The organism is Micromonospora endophytica (assembly GCF_003236305.1).
Taxonomy (GTDB): domain Bacteria; phylum Actinomycetota; class Actinomycetes; order Mycobacteriales; family Micromonosporaceae; genus Micromonospora; species Micromonospora endophytica.
In genome coordinates, this window is record NZ_POTX01000153.1 from 1 (window position 1) to 14,790 (window position 14,790).

Sequence of the window (14,790 nt, forward strand, 5' to 3'; positions counted from 1 at the left end):
AGATATGTATAAGAGACAGACCAGGAACCGGCGGTGGGACCGGCGGAGCCGCCCCGGCGGCGCAGGTACTTCTCGAACTCCTGGGCGATCTCGTCCCCGGTCAACGGGGTGATGCCCGCGTCACCGACGCGTTCCTCCAGCTCGCGCACGTACTCGCCGAGTTCGGCGTCCTGCTCGGCGGCGCTGCGGACCCGTTGTTCCCACTCGGCGGCCTCTTCGGCCAGGTCGGCCATGGGAACCGGCAGGTCCAGCACCTCCTCGACCCGGTGCAGCAGGGCCAGGGTGGCCTTGGGGCAGGGCGGGTTGTTGGCGTAGTGCGGCACGTGCACCCAGAACGAGACCGCGTCGACCTCGGCGCGGGTGCAGGCGTCGTGCAGCACCCCCACGATGCCGGTCGGCCCGTCGTAGCGGGTGGGGGTGAGCTGGTAGCGCTTGGCGGCGTCGGCGTCGGAGGCGCTGCCGCTGATCGGCAGCGGCCTGGTGTACGGCACGTCGGCCAGCAGCGCGCCGAGCAGCACCACCCGCTCGACCTCCAGGCTGTGGCAGATCTCCAGCACCTGCTCACAGAAGGTGCGCCAGCGCATGCTCGGCTCGATGCCCCGGATCAGCACCACGTCCCGCTCGGTGCCGGAGGGGCTGGCCACCATGAATCGGGTCGTCGGCCACTCCACCCGGCGGGTCGCGCCGTCGGACATGTTGATGGTGGGCCGGCTGACCTGGAAGTCGTAGAAGTCCTCCGGGTCCAGCTCGGTGATCTGTCGGGCCTGCCAGACCTGCTCCAGGTGCTCGACCGCCGCGGTCGAGGCGTCGGCCGCGTCGTTCCAGCCCTCGAAAGCGGCGATGGCCACCGGAGACCGCAGCACCGGCAGTCCGTCGAACTCGGTCACGCCGTCACCTCACCCCGCTCGTCACCGGCGGCACCGGGGCCGGCCCCGATCGTCCGCCCGCTCTGCATGGTGGTGTCGCTGTAGTCCCTCACATCAGTCAGCCTACGTGCCGCGCGGGAAGGTGGCCCGTCGGCCGCGCCGGATCACGCCCCGCCGGCCCGCTGTCACCGGTCCAAACGAGCCCGCCGACCGGTTTCGAGGACACCGATCCGCTCCCGCGGATGAACCGGCATCTGCGGCAAAGCAGGACAGCGTGGTGCCGGCGGCACGATGTGAGATGGTGCGGCGCGGGCGGTCGCGACGTGCCGGAGCGGACTAACCTGACAAGGTGCGGACTTCGTTGCTCGATGCGCTGGCAGACCGGATCGTCATCACCGACGGGGCGATGGGGACCATGCTCCACGCCGCCGACCTGACGCTGGACGACTTCGACGGCCTTGAGGGCTGTGTCGAGGTCCTCAACGTCACCCGGCCGGACGTGGTGCGTGGGGTGCACGAGGCGTACCTCGAGGCGGGCGCGGACTGTGTGGAGACGAACACTTTCGGTGCCAACCTGCCGAACCTCGCCGAGTACGACATCGCCGACCGGATCTGGGAGCTGTCCGAGGCGGGGGCGCGGCTGGCCCGGGAGGCCGCTGACGCGTACGAAACGCCGGAGCGCCCGCGTTGGGTGCTGGGTTCCATCGGTCCGGGCACGAAGCTGCCCACCCTGGGGCACGCCGCCTACGCCAGCCTGCGTGACGCGTACCAGCAGAACGCCGGTGGTCTGATCGCCGGTGGATCGGATGCTCTGATCATCGAGACCTGCCAGGACCTGCTCCAGGTCAAGGCCGCGGTGATCGGGTCGAAGCGGGCGATGGCCGAGGCGGGCCGGCAGGTGCCGATCATCTGCCACGTCGCGGTCGAAACCACCGGCACCATGCTGCTGGGCAGCGAGATCGGCGCGGCGTTGACCGCGATCGAGCCGCTCGGGGTCGACCTGATCGGCCTCAACTGCTCGACCGGCCCGGCCGAGATGGGCGAGCACCTGCGCTACCTGTCCCAACATTCCGCGGTCCCGGTGTCGGTGATGCCCAACGCCGGGCTGCCGGTGCTCACCGCCGACGGGGCGCATTTCCCACTCGGGCCCGAGGACATGGCCGACGCGCTGGAGCGCTTCGTGGTCGACTACGGGGTGGCGCTGGTCGGTGGTTGTTGCGGCAGCACCCCCGAACACATCCGGGTGCTCGCCGAGCGGCTACGCGACGTCGCGCCGGTGGCCCGTGCGCAGCGTACCGATCCGGGTGTTTCCTCGATCTACCACCACGTGCCGTTCGCGCAGGACGCCAGCGTGCTGATGGTGGGGGAGCGGACCAACGCCAACGGTTCCAAGGCGTTCCGGGAGGCGATGCTCGCCGCCGACTGGCAGTCCTGCGTGGAGATCGCCCGCAGCCAGGCTCGCGACGGCTCGCACCTGTTGGACCTCTGCATCGACTACGTCGGCCGCGACGGCACCACCGACATGCGGGAGTTGGCCGGCCGGTTCGCCACCGCCTCCACTCTGCCGATCATGCTGGACTCCACCGAGCCGGCGGTGATCGAGGCGGGCCTGGAGATGCTCGGCGGCCGGTGCGTGGTCAACTCGGTCAACTTCGAGGACGGCGACGGCCCGGAGTCGCGCTACGCCAAAGTGATGCCGGTGGTCGCCGAGCACGGTGCCGCCGTGGTGGCGCTGCTCATCGACGAGGAGGGCCAGGCCCGTACGGCGGAGTGGAAGGTACGCGTCGCCGAGCGGCTCATCGAGGACCTCACCGGCAGGTGGGGGCTGCGTCGCGCCGACATCCTCATCGACGCGTTGACCTTCCCGATCGCCACCGGTCAGGAGGAGACCCGCCGCGACGGCATCGAGACCATCGAGGCGATCCGGGAGATCGCCCGCCGCTGGCCGGGGGTGAATTTCACCCTGGGCATCTCCAACATCTCGTTCGGACTGAACCCGGCGGCCCGGCAGGTGCTCAACTCGGTCTTCCTGCACGAGTGCGTGCAGGCCGGGCTCACCTCGGCCATCGTGCACGCCAGCAAGATCCTGCCGATGTCGAAGATCCCGGACGAGCAGCGCGAGATCGCCCTCGACCTGGTCTACGACCGCCGCCGCGAGGGCTACGACCCGGTCCAGCGGTTCATCGAGGTCTTCGAGGGCGTGGACGCCGCCTCGGCGCGGGCCACCCGGGCCGAGGAACTGGCCGCGCTGCCGCTCAACGAGCGCCTCAAGCGACGGATCATCGACGGCGAGCGCAACGGCCTGGAGGCGGACCTGGACGCGGCGATGGCCGCCGGCACCGCGCCGCTGCTCATCATCAACGACATCCTGCTCGACGGCATGAAGGTCGTCGGTGAGCTGTTCGGCTCCGGCCAGATGCAGCTGCCGTTCGTGCTCCAGTCCGCCGAGGTGATGAAGACCGCTGTGGCGTACCTCGAACCGCACATGGAGAAGGCCGACGACGGGGGCAAGGGCCGCATCGTGCTCGCCACGGTCAAGGGCGACGTGCACGACATCGGCAAGAACCTGGTCGACATCATCCTCTCCAACAACGGCTACGAGGTGGTGAACATCGGCATCAAGCAGCCGATCTCCGCCATCCTGGACGCCGCCGAGCAGCACCGCGCCGACGCCATCGGCATGTCCGGCCTGCTGGTCAAGAGCACTGTCATCATGAAGGAAAACCTGGTCGAGATGGCCTCGCGCGGGGTCGCGGAGCGCTGGCCGGTGCTGCTCGGTGGTGCCGCGCTGACCCGGGCGTACGTCGAGGACGACCTGCGGTCGATGTTCCCCGGCCAGGTGCACTACGCCCGCGACGCCTTCGAGGGGCTGTCCCTGATGGACCGGGTGATGGCCGCCAAGCGCGGTGGCGCGCCGGTGGTCGACCCGGAACGGGAGGCGGCCCTGGCGGCCCGGCGGGCCCGCCGGGAGCGGCAGCGGGCCCTGGTCACCGAGTCGCTGCCGGACCTGGACGACACCTCGGTCCGCTCCGACGTGGCCACCGACGTGTCGGTGCCGAAGTCGCCGTTCTTCGGCACCCGGGTGGTCAAGGGGGTGCCGCTCGCCGACTACGCGGCACTGCTGGACGAGCGGGCCACCTTCATGGGCCAGTGGGGGCTGCGTGGTGCGCGCGGCGGCAAGGGCCCGTCGTACGACGAACTGGTGGAGACCGAGGGCCGGCCCCGGTTGCGCTACTGGCTGGACCGCCTGATCTCCGACCAGGTGTTGGAGGCGGCCGTGGTGTACGGCTACTTCCCGGCCTACTCCGAGGGCAACGACCTGGTGGTGCTGGACGAGAACGGCCACGCCGAGCGGGCCCGCTTCACCTTCCCGCGGCAGCGGCAGGAACGCCGGCTCTGCCTGGCCGACTTCTTCCGCCCCCGGGGCGAGGAACTCGACGTGGTCGCGTTGCAGCTGGTCACCGTGGGCCAGCCGGTCAGCGAGTACGCTGCCAAGCTCTTCGCCGCCAACGAGTACCGCGACTACCTGGAGGTGCACGGGCTCTCCGTGCAGCTCACCGAGGCCCTCGCCGAATACTGGCACAAGCGGGTCCGGTCCGAGCTGACCCTGCCCGACGGTCGTACCGTCGCCGACGACGACCCGACCGATCTGGCCGGCCTGCTGCGCACCGACTACCGCGGCTGCCGGTACGCCTTCGGCTACCCGGCCTGCCCCGACCTGGAGGACCGGGCGAAGATCGTGGACCTGCTCGGCGCCGAGCGAATCGGTGTGGAACTGTCCGAGGAGTTCCAGCTCATGCCCGAGCAGGCCACCGACGCCATAGTCGTCCACCACCCGGAGGCCAGCTACTTCAACGCCAAGTAGGCGGCGGAAGTCGGGCAGCCGGTCTGAGCTGGGCCAACATCGATGGCGCTTCCTTTTCCGGGGCGCAAGCGGGCACATCGCGTCGGAAAGTGGTCGCTACACCCGGGCCTGTGGCGGGGAGTACCGTCGATTGTGGCGGCCCGCCGGGGTAGCGGTCGGCCGTCGCCCAGCCTGCTACCTGGGAGTTCGCCATGCCGCCACGCGCGCACACCATTGTTGACCCGCGGTTCCCCGCGGAGCTGGCCCGGCTGCGCCGCGAGCGCGGCCTGTCGCTGCGAGATCTGGCTCGCCTCGCGTTCGTCGGAAAGTCGTACGTGCACGACTTGGAGACCGGCTGTGCCCGGCCGTCGCGGGAACTCGCCGCACACCTGGACGACACCTTGGCCGCTGGCGGGACATTGGCCGCAATGGTCGTCGACGCGCCGGCCGTCACCACGCCCGACGACGATGACCGTTTGGCGTACGTGCTGGCCGAACCGACCCGACTCGACGGTGCGGCGGTGCGGGTGCTCGCGGATGTGCTGGCCGCTCAGCGCCGTCTCGACGACGTGTTACCGGCGTCGGTGACGCTGCCCGCGATGGTGGCGCAATGGACCACGGCGCAGCAGTTGGCCGAGCGGGCCGGCGGGCCGTACGCCCTCGGGCTGCGCCAGGTGGCGGCGGAGTGGACGCAGTTCATCGGCTGGCTGCACGCTGAGGCCCGCAACGACGGTGCGGCGGTCCGGGTGCTGGTCGAGGCCGCTGACCAGGCCGACGCTGTCGACAGCGGGCCGCTCGCCGCGCAGGTGGAGAACTTCCGCGGCTACCTAGAGCGGCAACGAGGCAACCCACGCGGCATCGTCCGGCACTTCCTGGCCGCTTACCACACCCCGGGAGCGACGGCCCTACAGCGTGTCGGTGATGCCGTTCAGGCCGCGCACGGGTACGCGCTGCTCGGCGACCGGGACGCCGCAGTGTGGCTGCTGGGTGAGGCGAGCGACCTCACCGAGGCCGCCGAGAACGAGCAGGCACCGGTGTTGGCCTACTGGCTGACGCCTACGTTCAGCCGGATGGGGCTGGGACTGGCCTACCTGGCGCTCGGCGACACCGTGTCCGGCGTCGACAACCTGCGTGCCGGCCTTGCTGGGCTGCCACCGGACCAGCGGGACGCCGAGTGGACGCACGAGTACCGGCACGCGCTCTCGGCGGCCACCGGCTGAGCTGTCCGTCAACTATCCCGGACAGCCGTGCCGGACACCACGCACCTGCCCTAGTAGCGCTGCGTTATCGCACGATGCTCGTGGGTGTCGGCCGAGTTCCCCCTTCTCGACCAACGCCTGGCGGCGGCGGTGCCTTCCCATCTGTCACGCGCATCGGCATCGCCGCCGCCCCCATCGACGACGTGAGGGAGGTACCGATGATGCTCGTCCGCTGGGCGCGGCGCTGGATCCGCAGACAGCCCACCATTCCTGCCCCGGGTTGCGCCGCGCGGCCCGCGATCCAGGCCGCTGAGCAGGAGGCAGCGAAACAGCGCATTCTGGATCAGGCGGAGGCGGAGCGTACGCCGCTCGACGACACCACCCGGGTGGTGCCCGACCGGAGGCGACGCCGTGAGCGCTGATGACCTTCCCCGGCCGGCCCCTGGCACCCGGATCACCGTCGAGCCGGGCCAGTGGCAACTCGGTCCCGGCCATCCCGGCACCACTCGGGAGATCATCGACCTGGTCGCCGTTCACCCGTCGAAGGATCCGACGATGGCGTGGATCCACGCCCACGACATCAGCTGCTGCCTGACCGTAGTGGACTGCCCGACGCCGTGCGTCGAGATCCTGGTGCCGGTCGCCGTGCTCGCCGCTGCAGCCAGCCAGTGGTGAGTACGGCGGCGCTGGCTGTCAGGTGGTGGCGGGTGCTGGAGGAGCATCGTCGGGCTCCCGGCACGAGTTGGTGTCCGCGTTGTCGGCGTTGGCGGTGCCGGCCGTGGGCGGCGGCGTTCGCCTGGCTGGTGGCGCACGACCAGTGGCATCTGGGACCACCGTCGCAGGCGTGAGGCAGCATCTTCGCCGAAGTTGCGGCAAGGACAGCGGCGTGAGGCAGCATCTTCACCGAAGTTGCCGGCTCGGCGGGCCGGGGGGGCGTCTGTGGTGGCGCCACAATCGGCGGGTGGTGACGAACGGTTGGCGCGGGCGCTGCTGTCGCTCCGCTACGCGAAGCGGCCTTAGCCGGGAGAAGGTACGTCTACTGCCGAGTTGAGCCGCCCCGTACGGTCGGTGGTCGATGCTGCCGTCGACCGTTCCTGGGCGTCGAGCACCGCGTCGGCGTATTGCGTGGCCCAGGCGCCCATCATCCGCATCGGCTCCAGCAACGCCTGCCCCGCTTCGGTGAGTGCGTAGTCCACCCGGGGCGGCGCTTCCCGGTACGGTCGGCGTTGCACCAGGCCGTTGTGCTCCAGCCGGCGCAGCGCCTGGTGCAGCACCTTGGCGCTGATCCCGCCGATCCTGGTGCGCAGCAGCGCCGGACGCGACGGCCCGTAGGCCGCGATGGTGAAGATCACCACGCTGTCCCATCGATTGGCGAGCACCTCGAAGGCCAGCCGGGCCTGGCAGTCAGCGGTCTGCTCGTCGACCTGCTCTGCGGATCCACCCACGCCCCCCAGCCTGCCCGAGGTGACGGACACCGTCCGGTGTGCATCGATCCGCCTAACGTCTCGTACCGGTGGGCCGTCCGGTCCGCCGCGACGTCCCCGGGGACGTCGACCAGCAGCGGGAGGGCAAGTCGGATGAGGATCGGCGTACTGGGAACGGGTGGCATGGCCGAGGCGCTCGGCGGCGCGTGGGCCGCGGCCGGGCACCGCGTGCTGGTCGGTGGGCGGGACCGGGAGCGGGCGGCGCGAACCGCCGCGCTCATCGGCGCGGAGCATGGCAGTCTCGCCCAGGCGGCGCGCCATGGTGAGGCGGTGCTCGTGGCGGTGCCGGCAGCGGCAGCACCGCAACTGGTGTCCGAGTTGGCCGGGGAGATCGTCGGCCGTGCAGTCGTCGACTGCACCAACCCGCTGATGCCGACAGCGGAGGGCCTGATGCTGGACACCGGCGACACCGGCTCGGTGGCGCTACAGCTGGCCACGGCCGCGCCCGGAGCGTACGTGGTGAAGGCGTTCAACCTCTGTCACGTCAGCATCTGGACGTTGCGTCCGCCCACCTTCGAGAACGTGCCGCTCGCCGTGCCGTTCTGCGCCGACCATCCCACTGCGGTCGCGGTCACGGCGACCCTGATCAGCTCGATCGGATGTACGCCTGCGCCGTGCGGCGGGTTGGCGCGGGCGGCGTACCTGGAGGCGACGGCGGCGTTGGCGATCGGGCTGTGGTGGGAGGGTCGGCAACCGCGGGCTGCCTTCCCCTCCCCGGCCGAGGCGCCACCGTCCTGACTCCTATGGTCGCCTGCGGTCCTGACGCCGGTCACCGGCGGTCCTGATCGGGGCCGGTGCGGTCGGGTCGGCGGGGCTCGGCGGGCCGTCGTCGGGGTGAGTCGTGCGGCGTCGCGGGTGGTGCAGCCAGGGCGCGACCCAGGGTGCGGCCGCGACCAGGGCGACCGCGAGCAGTGTGATCACCGCCTGTCCGATCCGGCCCGCGGTGATTCCGCCGGTGGCGTCGAGTACGTAGTTGGCGTACCCGTTGGCGGCGGCGTCGGTGACCAGCACGACGCAGCCGAGCAGCAGTCCCTCGATCCGGCGCAGGGCCAGCAGCAGCGCCGCGAGCGGATTGAACACGGTGAGCGAGGTGAAGTACAGCAGCAGCCAGGTGGGTGTCGTCGCCGGGTCCGGACCGCCCGGGCGGAGATTGAGCAGGTCACCCAGGTGCACGACCGCGCCGTAGACGAAGACGCAGGCGGCGACGGTGACGACGACGCGTACCCGGCGGGGCACGCCGTCCCAGTGTCGTGGTCGCCGCACCGTGATCATCAGCCCCTCGCCTGTGCGGCACCGATGGTAGCGGGGGTCGCGTTGATCGGAGGACTCTCGTCCGCTTCAACCACTGATGATCATCATGGCTGGCAGGATGTAGATCATGCTCGCGTTGCGCCGCACCATGACCACCTGGACCGTCTCCGTGCCACTGGCCGCCCTGGTGGTGCTGGCGCTGACCTGGAACCGCAAGCTGACCGGGGTCATGGTGATCGTGGTCGCGGCGTTCCTGGCCGGCGCCGTGCTGGCCGCCGTGCACCACGCCGAGGTGGTCGCGCACAAGGTCGGCGAGCCGTACGGCTCCCTGGTCCTCGCGGTCGCGGTAACCGTCATCGAGGTGGCCCTCATCGTCACGCTGATGATCAGCGGAGGGGAGAAGACCCAGTCGCTGGCCCGCGACACGGTCTTCGCCGCAGTCATGATCACCTGTAACGGCATCCTCGGTCTGTCCCTGCTCATCGGGGCGCTCCGCCGCCGCCTGGCGGTGTTCAACCCCGAGGGCACCGGCGGCGCACTGGCCACCGTGGCCACCCTCGCCACGCTCAGCCTGGTGGTGCCGACCTTCACCATCGGCCGCCCCGGACCGCAGTTCAGCCCCGCCCAACTCACCTTCGCCGCGGTCGTCTCGCTCGCCCTCTACGCCCTGTTCGTCATGGTCCAGACCGGACGGCACCGCGACTACTTCCTGCCCGTCGGCCGCGACGGGGAGGTGCTGCCCGAGGAGATGCACGCCGATCCGCCCTCCACCCGACGCGCCCTGATCAGCCTCGGTCTGCTGCTGGTGGCCCTGGTCGCCGTCGTCGGCGACGCCAAATCCGTCTCGCCCGCCATCGAGGCCGGCGTGGCCGCGGTGAACCTGCCACCCGCCTTCGTCGGCGTGATCATCGCCCTGCTCGTGCTGCTGCCGGAGACCCTCGCCGCCGCCCGCGCCGCTCGCCGGGAACGCGTACAGATCAGCCTCAACCTGGCCCTCGGGTCCGCGATGGCCAGCATCGGCCTCACCATCCCCGCCATCGCGATCGCCTCCATCTGGCTGGAGGGCCCCTTGCTGCTCGGTCTCGGCGGCACCCAGGTCACCCTGCTCGCGCTGACGGTCGTCACCGGGGTGCTCACCGTCGTCCCAGGCCGCGCCACCCTGCTCCAGGGCGGCGTGCACCTGGTCCTGCTCGCCGCCTTCGTCTTCCTCGCCGCCAGCCCCTGACCCCGGACCGGCCCGCTCGCCGCGAGCGGTCGGGGTCGCCGGTTGGTCACCCGCCGTCGAGGCGGTCCGCCCGGGCGTGCAGGTAGCGCTGCTGCGCCAGGTTGGTCGCCCGGCCGGCCGCCGCCCGGTACTCGGTCAGTGCCGCCGCCACATCACCGCGCCGCTCCAGCAGATGCGCGCGTACGGCAGGCAGCCGCGCGTCCCGGGCCAGCCGTCCGTCGGCGGTCACCTGGTCGACAAGGGCCAGCCCGACGTCCGGACCCTCGGCCATCGCCACCGCGACCGCATGGTTGAGCGCGACGAGAGGATTGTCGTCCAACCGCCGCAGCGCCGCGTACAGCGCGGCTATCTGCGCCCAGTCGGTCTGCTCGGCGCTGGCCGCCTCGTCGTGCAGCGCGGCGATCGCCGCCTGGATCTGGTACGGCCCGGCCCGCCCCCGGGGCAGCACCTCGGCGAGCAGGGCGGTGCCCTCGACGATCTGCGCCGCCCGCCAACGGGACCGGTCCTGTTCGGCCATGGGCACCAGTTCCCCGTGCGGCCCGGTACGCGCCGGCGCGCGGGCGTCGGTGAGCAGCATCAACGCCAGCAACCCGGTCACCTCCTCGGCGTCGGGTAGCGCGGCGTGCAGCAATCGGGTCAGCCGGATCGCCTCGGCCGCCAGATCGGCGCGGAGCAGTCCCGGGCCGGACGTGCTCGCGTACCCCTCGTTGAAGATCAGGTAGAGCACCCGCAGCACGGCCGTGAGACGCGCCGGGCGCTCGGCCGGCGCGGGCATCGCGAAGGGCAGCCCGCTGTCGCGGATCCGCTGCTTGCCCCGGCTGATCCGCCGGGTCATCGTCTCCTGCGGCACCAGGAACGCCCGCGCCACCTCGGCCGTGCTCAGCCCGCCCACCGCGCGCAGGGTCAGCGCCACCTGCGACGCGGCGGGCAGCGCCGGATGGCAGCAGAGGAAGAGCAGGATCAGGGTGTCGTCACCGTCGGGTGTGCGGTCGGCCACCGGCACCGGACGCCACTGGGCCAGCATCCGCGCGCCCGCGATCTCCTCCCGCCGCCGCCGGGCCTGCTCGGCCCGGAGCCGGTCGGTCAGCCGCCGGGAGGCCACCGTGATCAGCCAGGCCCGGGGATTTTCCGGTACGCCGTCGCGCGGCCAGCCGACCGCCGCGGCGATCAACGCCTCCTGGGTGGCGTCCTCGGCGGTGTCGAAATGCCCGAAACGGCGCACCAGTGCGCCGAGGACCTGCGGTGCCAGAGCGCGCAGCAGGTCCTCGACGGCCGGTACGCCCATCAGAACAGTTCGTCGGTGTGCTCGGCGACCGGGCGGATGTCCACGTACTCGCCGGGGTTGTCGGGGTTGACGAATCCGGTGGCGATCTCGGCCGCCCGGTCGAAGCTGGCGCACTCCACCACGGTGTAGCCGGCGAGCACCTCCTGCGTCTCCGGGTACGGCCCGTCGGTGACCAGCGGCGCACCGTCGCGCACCTGGACCCGCCGGGCGTGCACCGGTGCGGTCAGGCCCCGGGCGTCGACGAGTTCACCGGCGTCGGCCAACTCCTGGTGCACCTTGCCCATGTGCGCGTGCATCGCCGCGACCTCCTCCGCCGTCATGGCCGGCCGGTCGGTGGCCCGGCCGGCCATGGCGTCGTAGTCGCGCTGCGAGCCGTACAGCATGATCATGTACTTCACGGGTGTCTCCTTCGTCTCCGGCGCCGCTCGGTGCCGGTCACCGGAGACGTCGGAGCCGCCCCGCTGATCCGGACACGGCCGGCCGCACCCGTTTGCGACCCTACCGGCGGAGGCCGACCGTCCCGGTCTGAAGCGGCCGTCGCGCCGCTCCAGCAGCGGAGATCCGCCAACCGTGATCGGAGACGCAGCTGGTCAGCGGGTGGTGACGGTGATGTTGCTGGGCGCGTTGTTCGTGCCGTTCCAACTGGCCAGGAAACCGAACGTGGTGGACGCCCGCGCGGCGAGCGCGCCGTTGTAGGAGACGTTGGTGACGCTGACGTTCGAGCCGCTCTGGGTGTGCGTGCCGTTCCAGATCTGCTGGATGCTCTGCCCGTTGGGGAAGCTCCAGGTCACCGTCCAGCCGTTGATCGGCGAGGCACCGGCGGTGACCGTGACCTCGCCCTGGAATCCGCCAGACCACGAGCTGGTGATCCGGTAGCTGGCCGTCGCCGGGCCGCCCGGCGCGGCAGTCGGACTCTCGGTGGGCGTGGGGGAGGGGGTGCCGCCCGAGCCGAAGTTGAGCTTCACCACGTAGGCCAGGGCGCTGAACGGCGCGTTGGCCGACGGCAGGGTGATCCGCAGGCCGGAGCCGTCCTGGGTGGGACGCGGCAGGTTGATGTACGAGCCGGGGGTGGCGTCGAGTAGCTGCGCCCCGGTCAGGCCGCTCAGGTTGACCCGGGCGGGGGTCATCGTGGTGACGTTCAGCGTGCTGCCGGGCCAGCCGAGCACGGTGACGTACAGGGTCTGGTTGTCCTTGCTGCGGGTGAACCGGATGTCCCGGTTGGTGCCCGCCCGTGGGGTGACGAACGAACCGCCGCCCATCTGGGTGGGGCCCTCACCAAAGACCGACCAGGCCCGGGTGGCGTAGATCGACTCGCCGAAGCGGCGCAGGTAGTCGCCGATGCCGCGCAGGATCGTCTGCTGCCCGGCGGGAATGGTGCCGTCGGCCATCGGCGCGATGTTGAGCACCATGTTGCCGTTCTTGCTGACCCGGTCGATCAGCGAGTGCAGCATGGCGGCGGTCGAGTAGTAGCCGAGCCCGTTGGTGTACGACCAGCTGGAGCTGGAGATGCTGTCATCGGTCAGCCAGTACGGCACCTGGATGCCCGCCGGGCCGCCGCGCTCGAAATCGTAGACCGAGCCCCGGTTGTTCAACCCGTCCTTGTAGGTGGTGACCACGTCCTTGTTCCACGCCACCGCCCGGTTGAAGTAGTACGCCAGGAACTGCAACCGCCGCGACTCGTCGATCCGGGGCAGGTTGAAGTCCTGCCAGATGATGTCCGGCTGGTAGCCGTCGATCACCTCACGGAGCTTGTCGTACCAGAGTTGCTGCTCCTCCGCGGCGCTGAGCTGGCCGTACAGCTTGCGTAGGCTGGCCGTCGACTGCTGTGGCACCCACTGGTAGAAGCCGGTGAAGTTGAACGCGTGATGCAGCGACACGAACAGCTTCAGCCCCTTGGCCCGGATCGCGTCCGCGTGCAGTTTCAGCAGGTCCAGCCGGGGGCCGCGAGCCACCGAGTTCCACTCGTTGACCTGGCTGTTCCACATGGAGAAGCCGTCGTGGTGCTCGGCCACCGGGCCGGCGAACTTCGCCCCGGCGTCGACGAAGAGCTGCGCCCACTCGTTCGGGTCGAAGTTGCCGCCGGCCGAACGCAACCGGGGGGCGAACTGCACGAACCGGCCCGAGCGGTCGTTCGCACCGTTGATGAAGTTGTGGTACGGCCAGGCCGACGGCTCGCCGTACGTGTTGCGGTGGTGGTTGTTCTCGCCCGATCCGTTGTTGTACATGTTGCGCGGGTACCACTCGTTGGCGAAGGCCGGGACACTGAAGGCACCCCAGTGGTAGTAGATGCCGAACTTGGCGTCCTGGAACCACGTGGCGGCCGGCGGATGCTGGTCGACCGAGGCCCAGGTCGCGGTGTAGCTCTGCGGGCCTTCGGTGGCCAGGGCCGGGTCGCGGAAGGCGAGCAGGCCGGTGGCCGCGGCGGCTCCCGCTGCTCCGGACGCGACGAGCAGCCGACGCCGCGAGATGCGGTACAGGGATGACATGGCAGTGGGATCCTTCCGGGTGGTGGTGGCGGTCGCGGCCCGCCATCGACGCAAGACGTGCTGGCGGGCCGCGTACCTCAGTCAGCGGTAGCCGGCGGCGACGATGTCGGCCTGGACCGCGTTTCGGTGGCGTCCGACGGATAGCCGGAGGTCATGACTCCTTCGTAGAAGGTCTCGCTGCCCAGGCCCGGATCGGGGCAGTGCCGAGCTGCCGGCGGTGGGGGTCAGCCCCGAGGGCGATGCCGTGGGGACGTCGCATCCCGGCGCGGGTGCGGGGTGCGGCGGCTCGCCGTTGGCTGTGCGGCGATGGCAACGTCTTCGAAACTTTCGGCCCAGCCGGAAGTTAGCGCTAACACCCATGAGTGTCAATATGCGCATGACCTCTTTGGCGGTTTGCGCGGCAGAAAGCGTCGGCGGGTGAGCGCCTGGGCTGGGTGCCCACAGTCATCAGACCAATGTGGCCAGCGAAATTGCTGAGCACCCGATGGCGCTGTGGGTGGTGGAGCGTCGTCTCCCCACTCGATTGACTTTCATCTGATGGCAGTCGTACCGTTCGCAAAGACAGCCCTCGATGGTGGCATGGCGACTGAGCCGGTGCCATGTTCACTGGGCGGCCACTGGGCACGGGCCGCCGGGTGAGCTGAGCCGCGTGTGTTAGCCAGCGCCGTCCGCCGGACGGCGGAACGGAGAGTGGCATGTCCCGACGAAGAATTCGATCGATACTGGCCGCCTGCGTCGCGGCCGTTCTCGCTGCGGTCGGTCTGACCGTTACCACCGCGAGCGCCGCCGCCGGCTGTCGGGTGACCTATTCGGTCACCAACGAGTGGCCCGGCGGATTCGGCGCCAATGTGAACGTGGACAACCTGGGTGACCCGATCAACGGCTGGCGGCTGACCTGGTCCTTCGGCGCCGGGCAGACGATCACGCAACTGTGGAGCGGCAGCCACACCCAGTCCGGCGCGAACGTAACAGTGACCAACGCCAGCTGGAACGCCGGCATCCCCACCAACGGCAGCGTGAGTTTCGGCTTCAACGCGGCTATGAGCGGCACCAACAACCCCGTTCCCACCAGCTTCACGCTCAACGGAACGGTCTGCACCGGCACAACCAACCCGACCACCGGGCCGCCCACCACCTCCCCGTCCCCGAC

13 protein-coding genes and 1 pseudogene are annotated in these 14,790 nt (G+C 70.6%); 7 read left to right on the plus strand and 7 right to left on the minus strand.

Annotation, left to right across the window (positions count from 1 at the left end):
* The coding region (locus C1I93_RS20360) for a PAC2 family protein (RefSeq protein ID WP_111244898.1) at nt 1–887 on the minus strand (887 nt) is incomplete at its 3' end.
* Between the two features lie 328 nt (nt 888–1,215).
* On the opposite strand from C1I93_RS20360, the gene metH reads away from it, so the two are divergent.
* From metH to C1I93_RS20380, 4 genes are all read left to right on the plus strand, one after another.
* Entirely contained in the window at nt 1,216–4,731 is a 3,516-nt protein-coding gene (metH, locus tag C1I93_RS20365) for a methionine synthase (protein WP_181445248.1), read from the plus strand.
* Nucleotides 4,732–4,922: 191 nt separating this feature from the next.
* Nucleotides 4,923–5,930, plus strand: coding sequence for a helix-turn-helix domain-containing protein (locus C1I93_RS20370; protein WP_111244899.1), 1,008 nt, complete (start codon nt 4,923–4,925; stop codon nt 5,928–5,930).
* Nucleotides 5,931–6,127: 197 nt separating this feature from the next.
* Nucleotides 6,128–6,331, plus strand: coding sequence for a hypothetical protein (locus tag C1I93_RS20375; RefSeq protein WP_119663931.1), 204 nt, complete (start codon nt 6,128–6,130; stop codon nt 6,329–6,331).
* Nucleotides 6,321–6,584, plus strand: a complete 264-nt coding sequence (locus C1I93_RS20380) for a hypothetical protein (RefSeq protein WP_111244901.1) — start codon at nt 6,321–6,323, stop codon at nt 6,582–6,584. The genes C1I93_RS20375 and C1I93_RS20380 overlap by 11 nt, the downstream gene beginning before the upstream one ends.
* Nucleotides 6,585–6,925: 341 nt before the next feature.
* Here the strand turns inward: C1I93_RS20380 and C1I93_RS20390 are convergent, their stop codons facing one another.
* A complete protein-coding gene (locus C1I93_RS20390) occupies nt 6,926–7,354 on the minus strand; it encodes a winged helix-turn-helix transcriptional regulator (RefSeq protein WP_181445249.1) in 429 nt (142 codons plus the stop codon).
* 36 nt (nt 7,355–7,390) lie between these two features.
* Between C1I93_RS20390 and C1I93_RS20395 the strand changes: the two genes are divergently transcribed.
* Entirely contained in the window at nt 7,391–8,131 is a 741-nt protein-coding gene (locus C1I93_RS20395) for an NADPH-dependent F420 reductase (protein WP_223256672.1), read from the plus strand.
* Between the two features lie 3 nt (nt 8,132–8,134).
* Here the strand turns inward: C1I93_RS20395 and C1I93_RS20400 are convergent, their stop codons facing one another.
* Nucleotides 8,135–8,665, minus strand: a complete 531-nt coding sequence (locus tag C1I93_RS20400; RefSeq protein ID WP_181445250.1) for a hypothetical protein — start codon at nt 8,663–8,665, stop codon at nt 8,135–8,137.
* 106 nt (nt 8,666–8,771) lie between these two features.
* Here C1I93_RS20400 and C1I93_RS20405 point away from each other — a divergent pair, with 106 nt between their 5' ends.
* On the plus strand, nt 8,772–9,869 hold the full coding sequence (locus tag C1I93_RS20405) for a calcium:cation antiporter (RefSeq protein ID WP_111244904.1): 1,098 nt from the start codon (nt 8,772–8,774) through the stop codon (nt 9,867–9,869).
* 46 nt (nt 9,870–9,915) lie between these two features.
* Here C1I93_RS20405 and C1I93_RS20410 read toward each other — a convergent pair whose 3' ends face one another.
* From C1I93_RS20410 to C1I93_RS33300, 4 genes and pseudogenes are all read right to left on the minus strand, one after another.
* A complete protein-coding gene (locus C1I93_RS20410; protein ID WP_111244905.1) occupies nt 9,916–11,154 on the minus strand; it encodes an RNA polymerase sigma factor in 1,239 nt (412 codons plus the stop codon).
* Nucleotides 11,154–11,543, minus strand: a complete 390-nt coding sequence (locus C1I93_RS20415; protein WP_223256673.1) for a YciI family protein — start codon at nt 11,541–11,543, stop codon at nt 11,154–11,156. Before C1I93_RS20415 ends, C1I93_RS20410 begins: the two co-directional genes overlap by 1 nt.
* Nucleotides 11,544–11,744: 201 nt before the next feature.
* A complete protein-coding gene (locus tag C1I93_RS20420; RefSeq protein WP_111244907.1) occupies nt 11,745–13,640 on the minus strand; it encodes an alpha-L-fucosidase in 1,896 nt (631 codons plus the stop codon).
* An 81-nt stretch (nt 13,641–13,721) separates the two neighbouring features.
* Nucleotides 13,722–13,813 (minus strand): annotated as a pseudogene (locus C1I93_RS33300) (arabinofuranosidase catalytic domain-containing protein); the annotation flags it as partial.
* Nucleotides 13,814–14,335: 522 nt separating this feature from the next.
* Here C1I93_RS33300 and C1I93_RS20425 point away from each other — a divergent pair.
* Nucleotides 14,336–14,790: cellulose binding domain-containing protein (locus C1I93_RS20425; protein WP_181445251.1), on the plus strand; the 455-nt coding region annotated here is incomplete at its 3' end.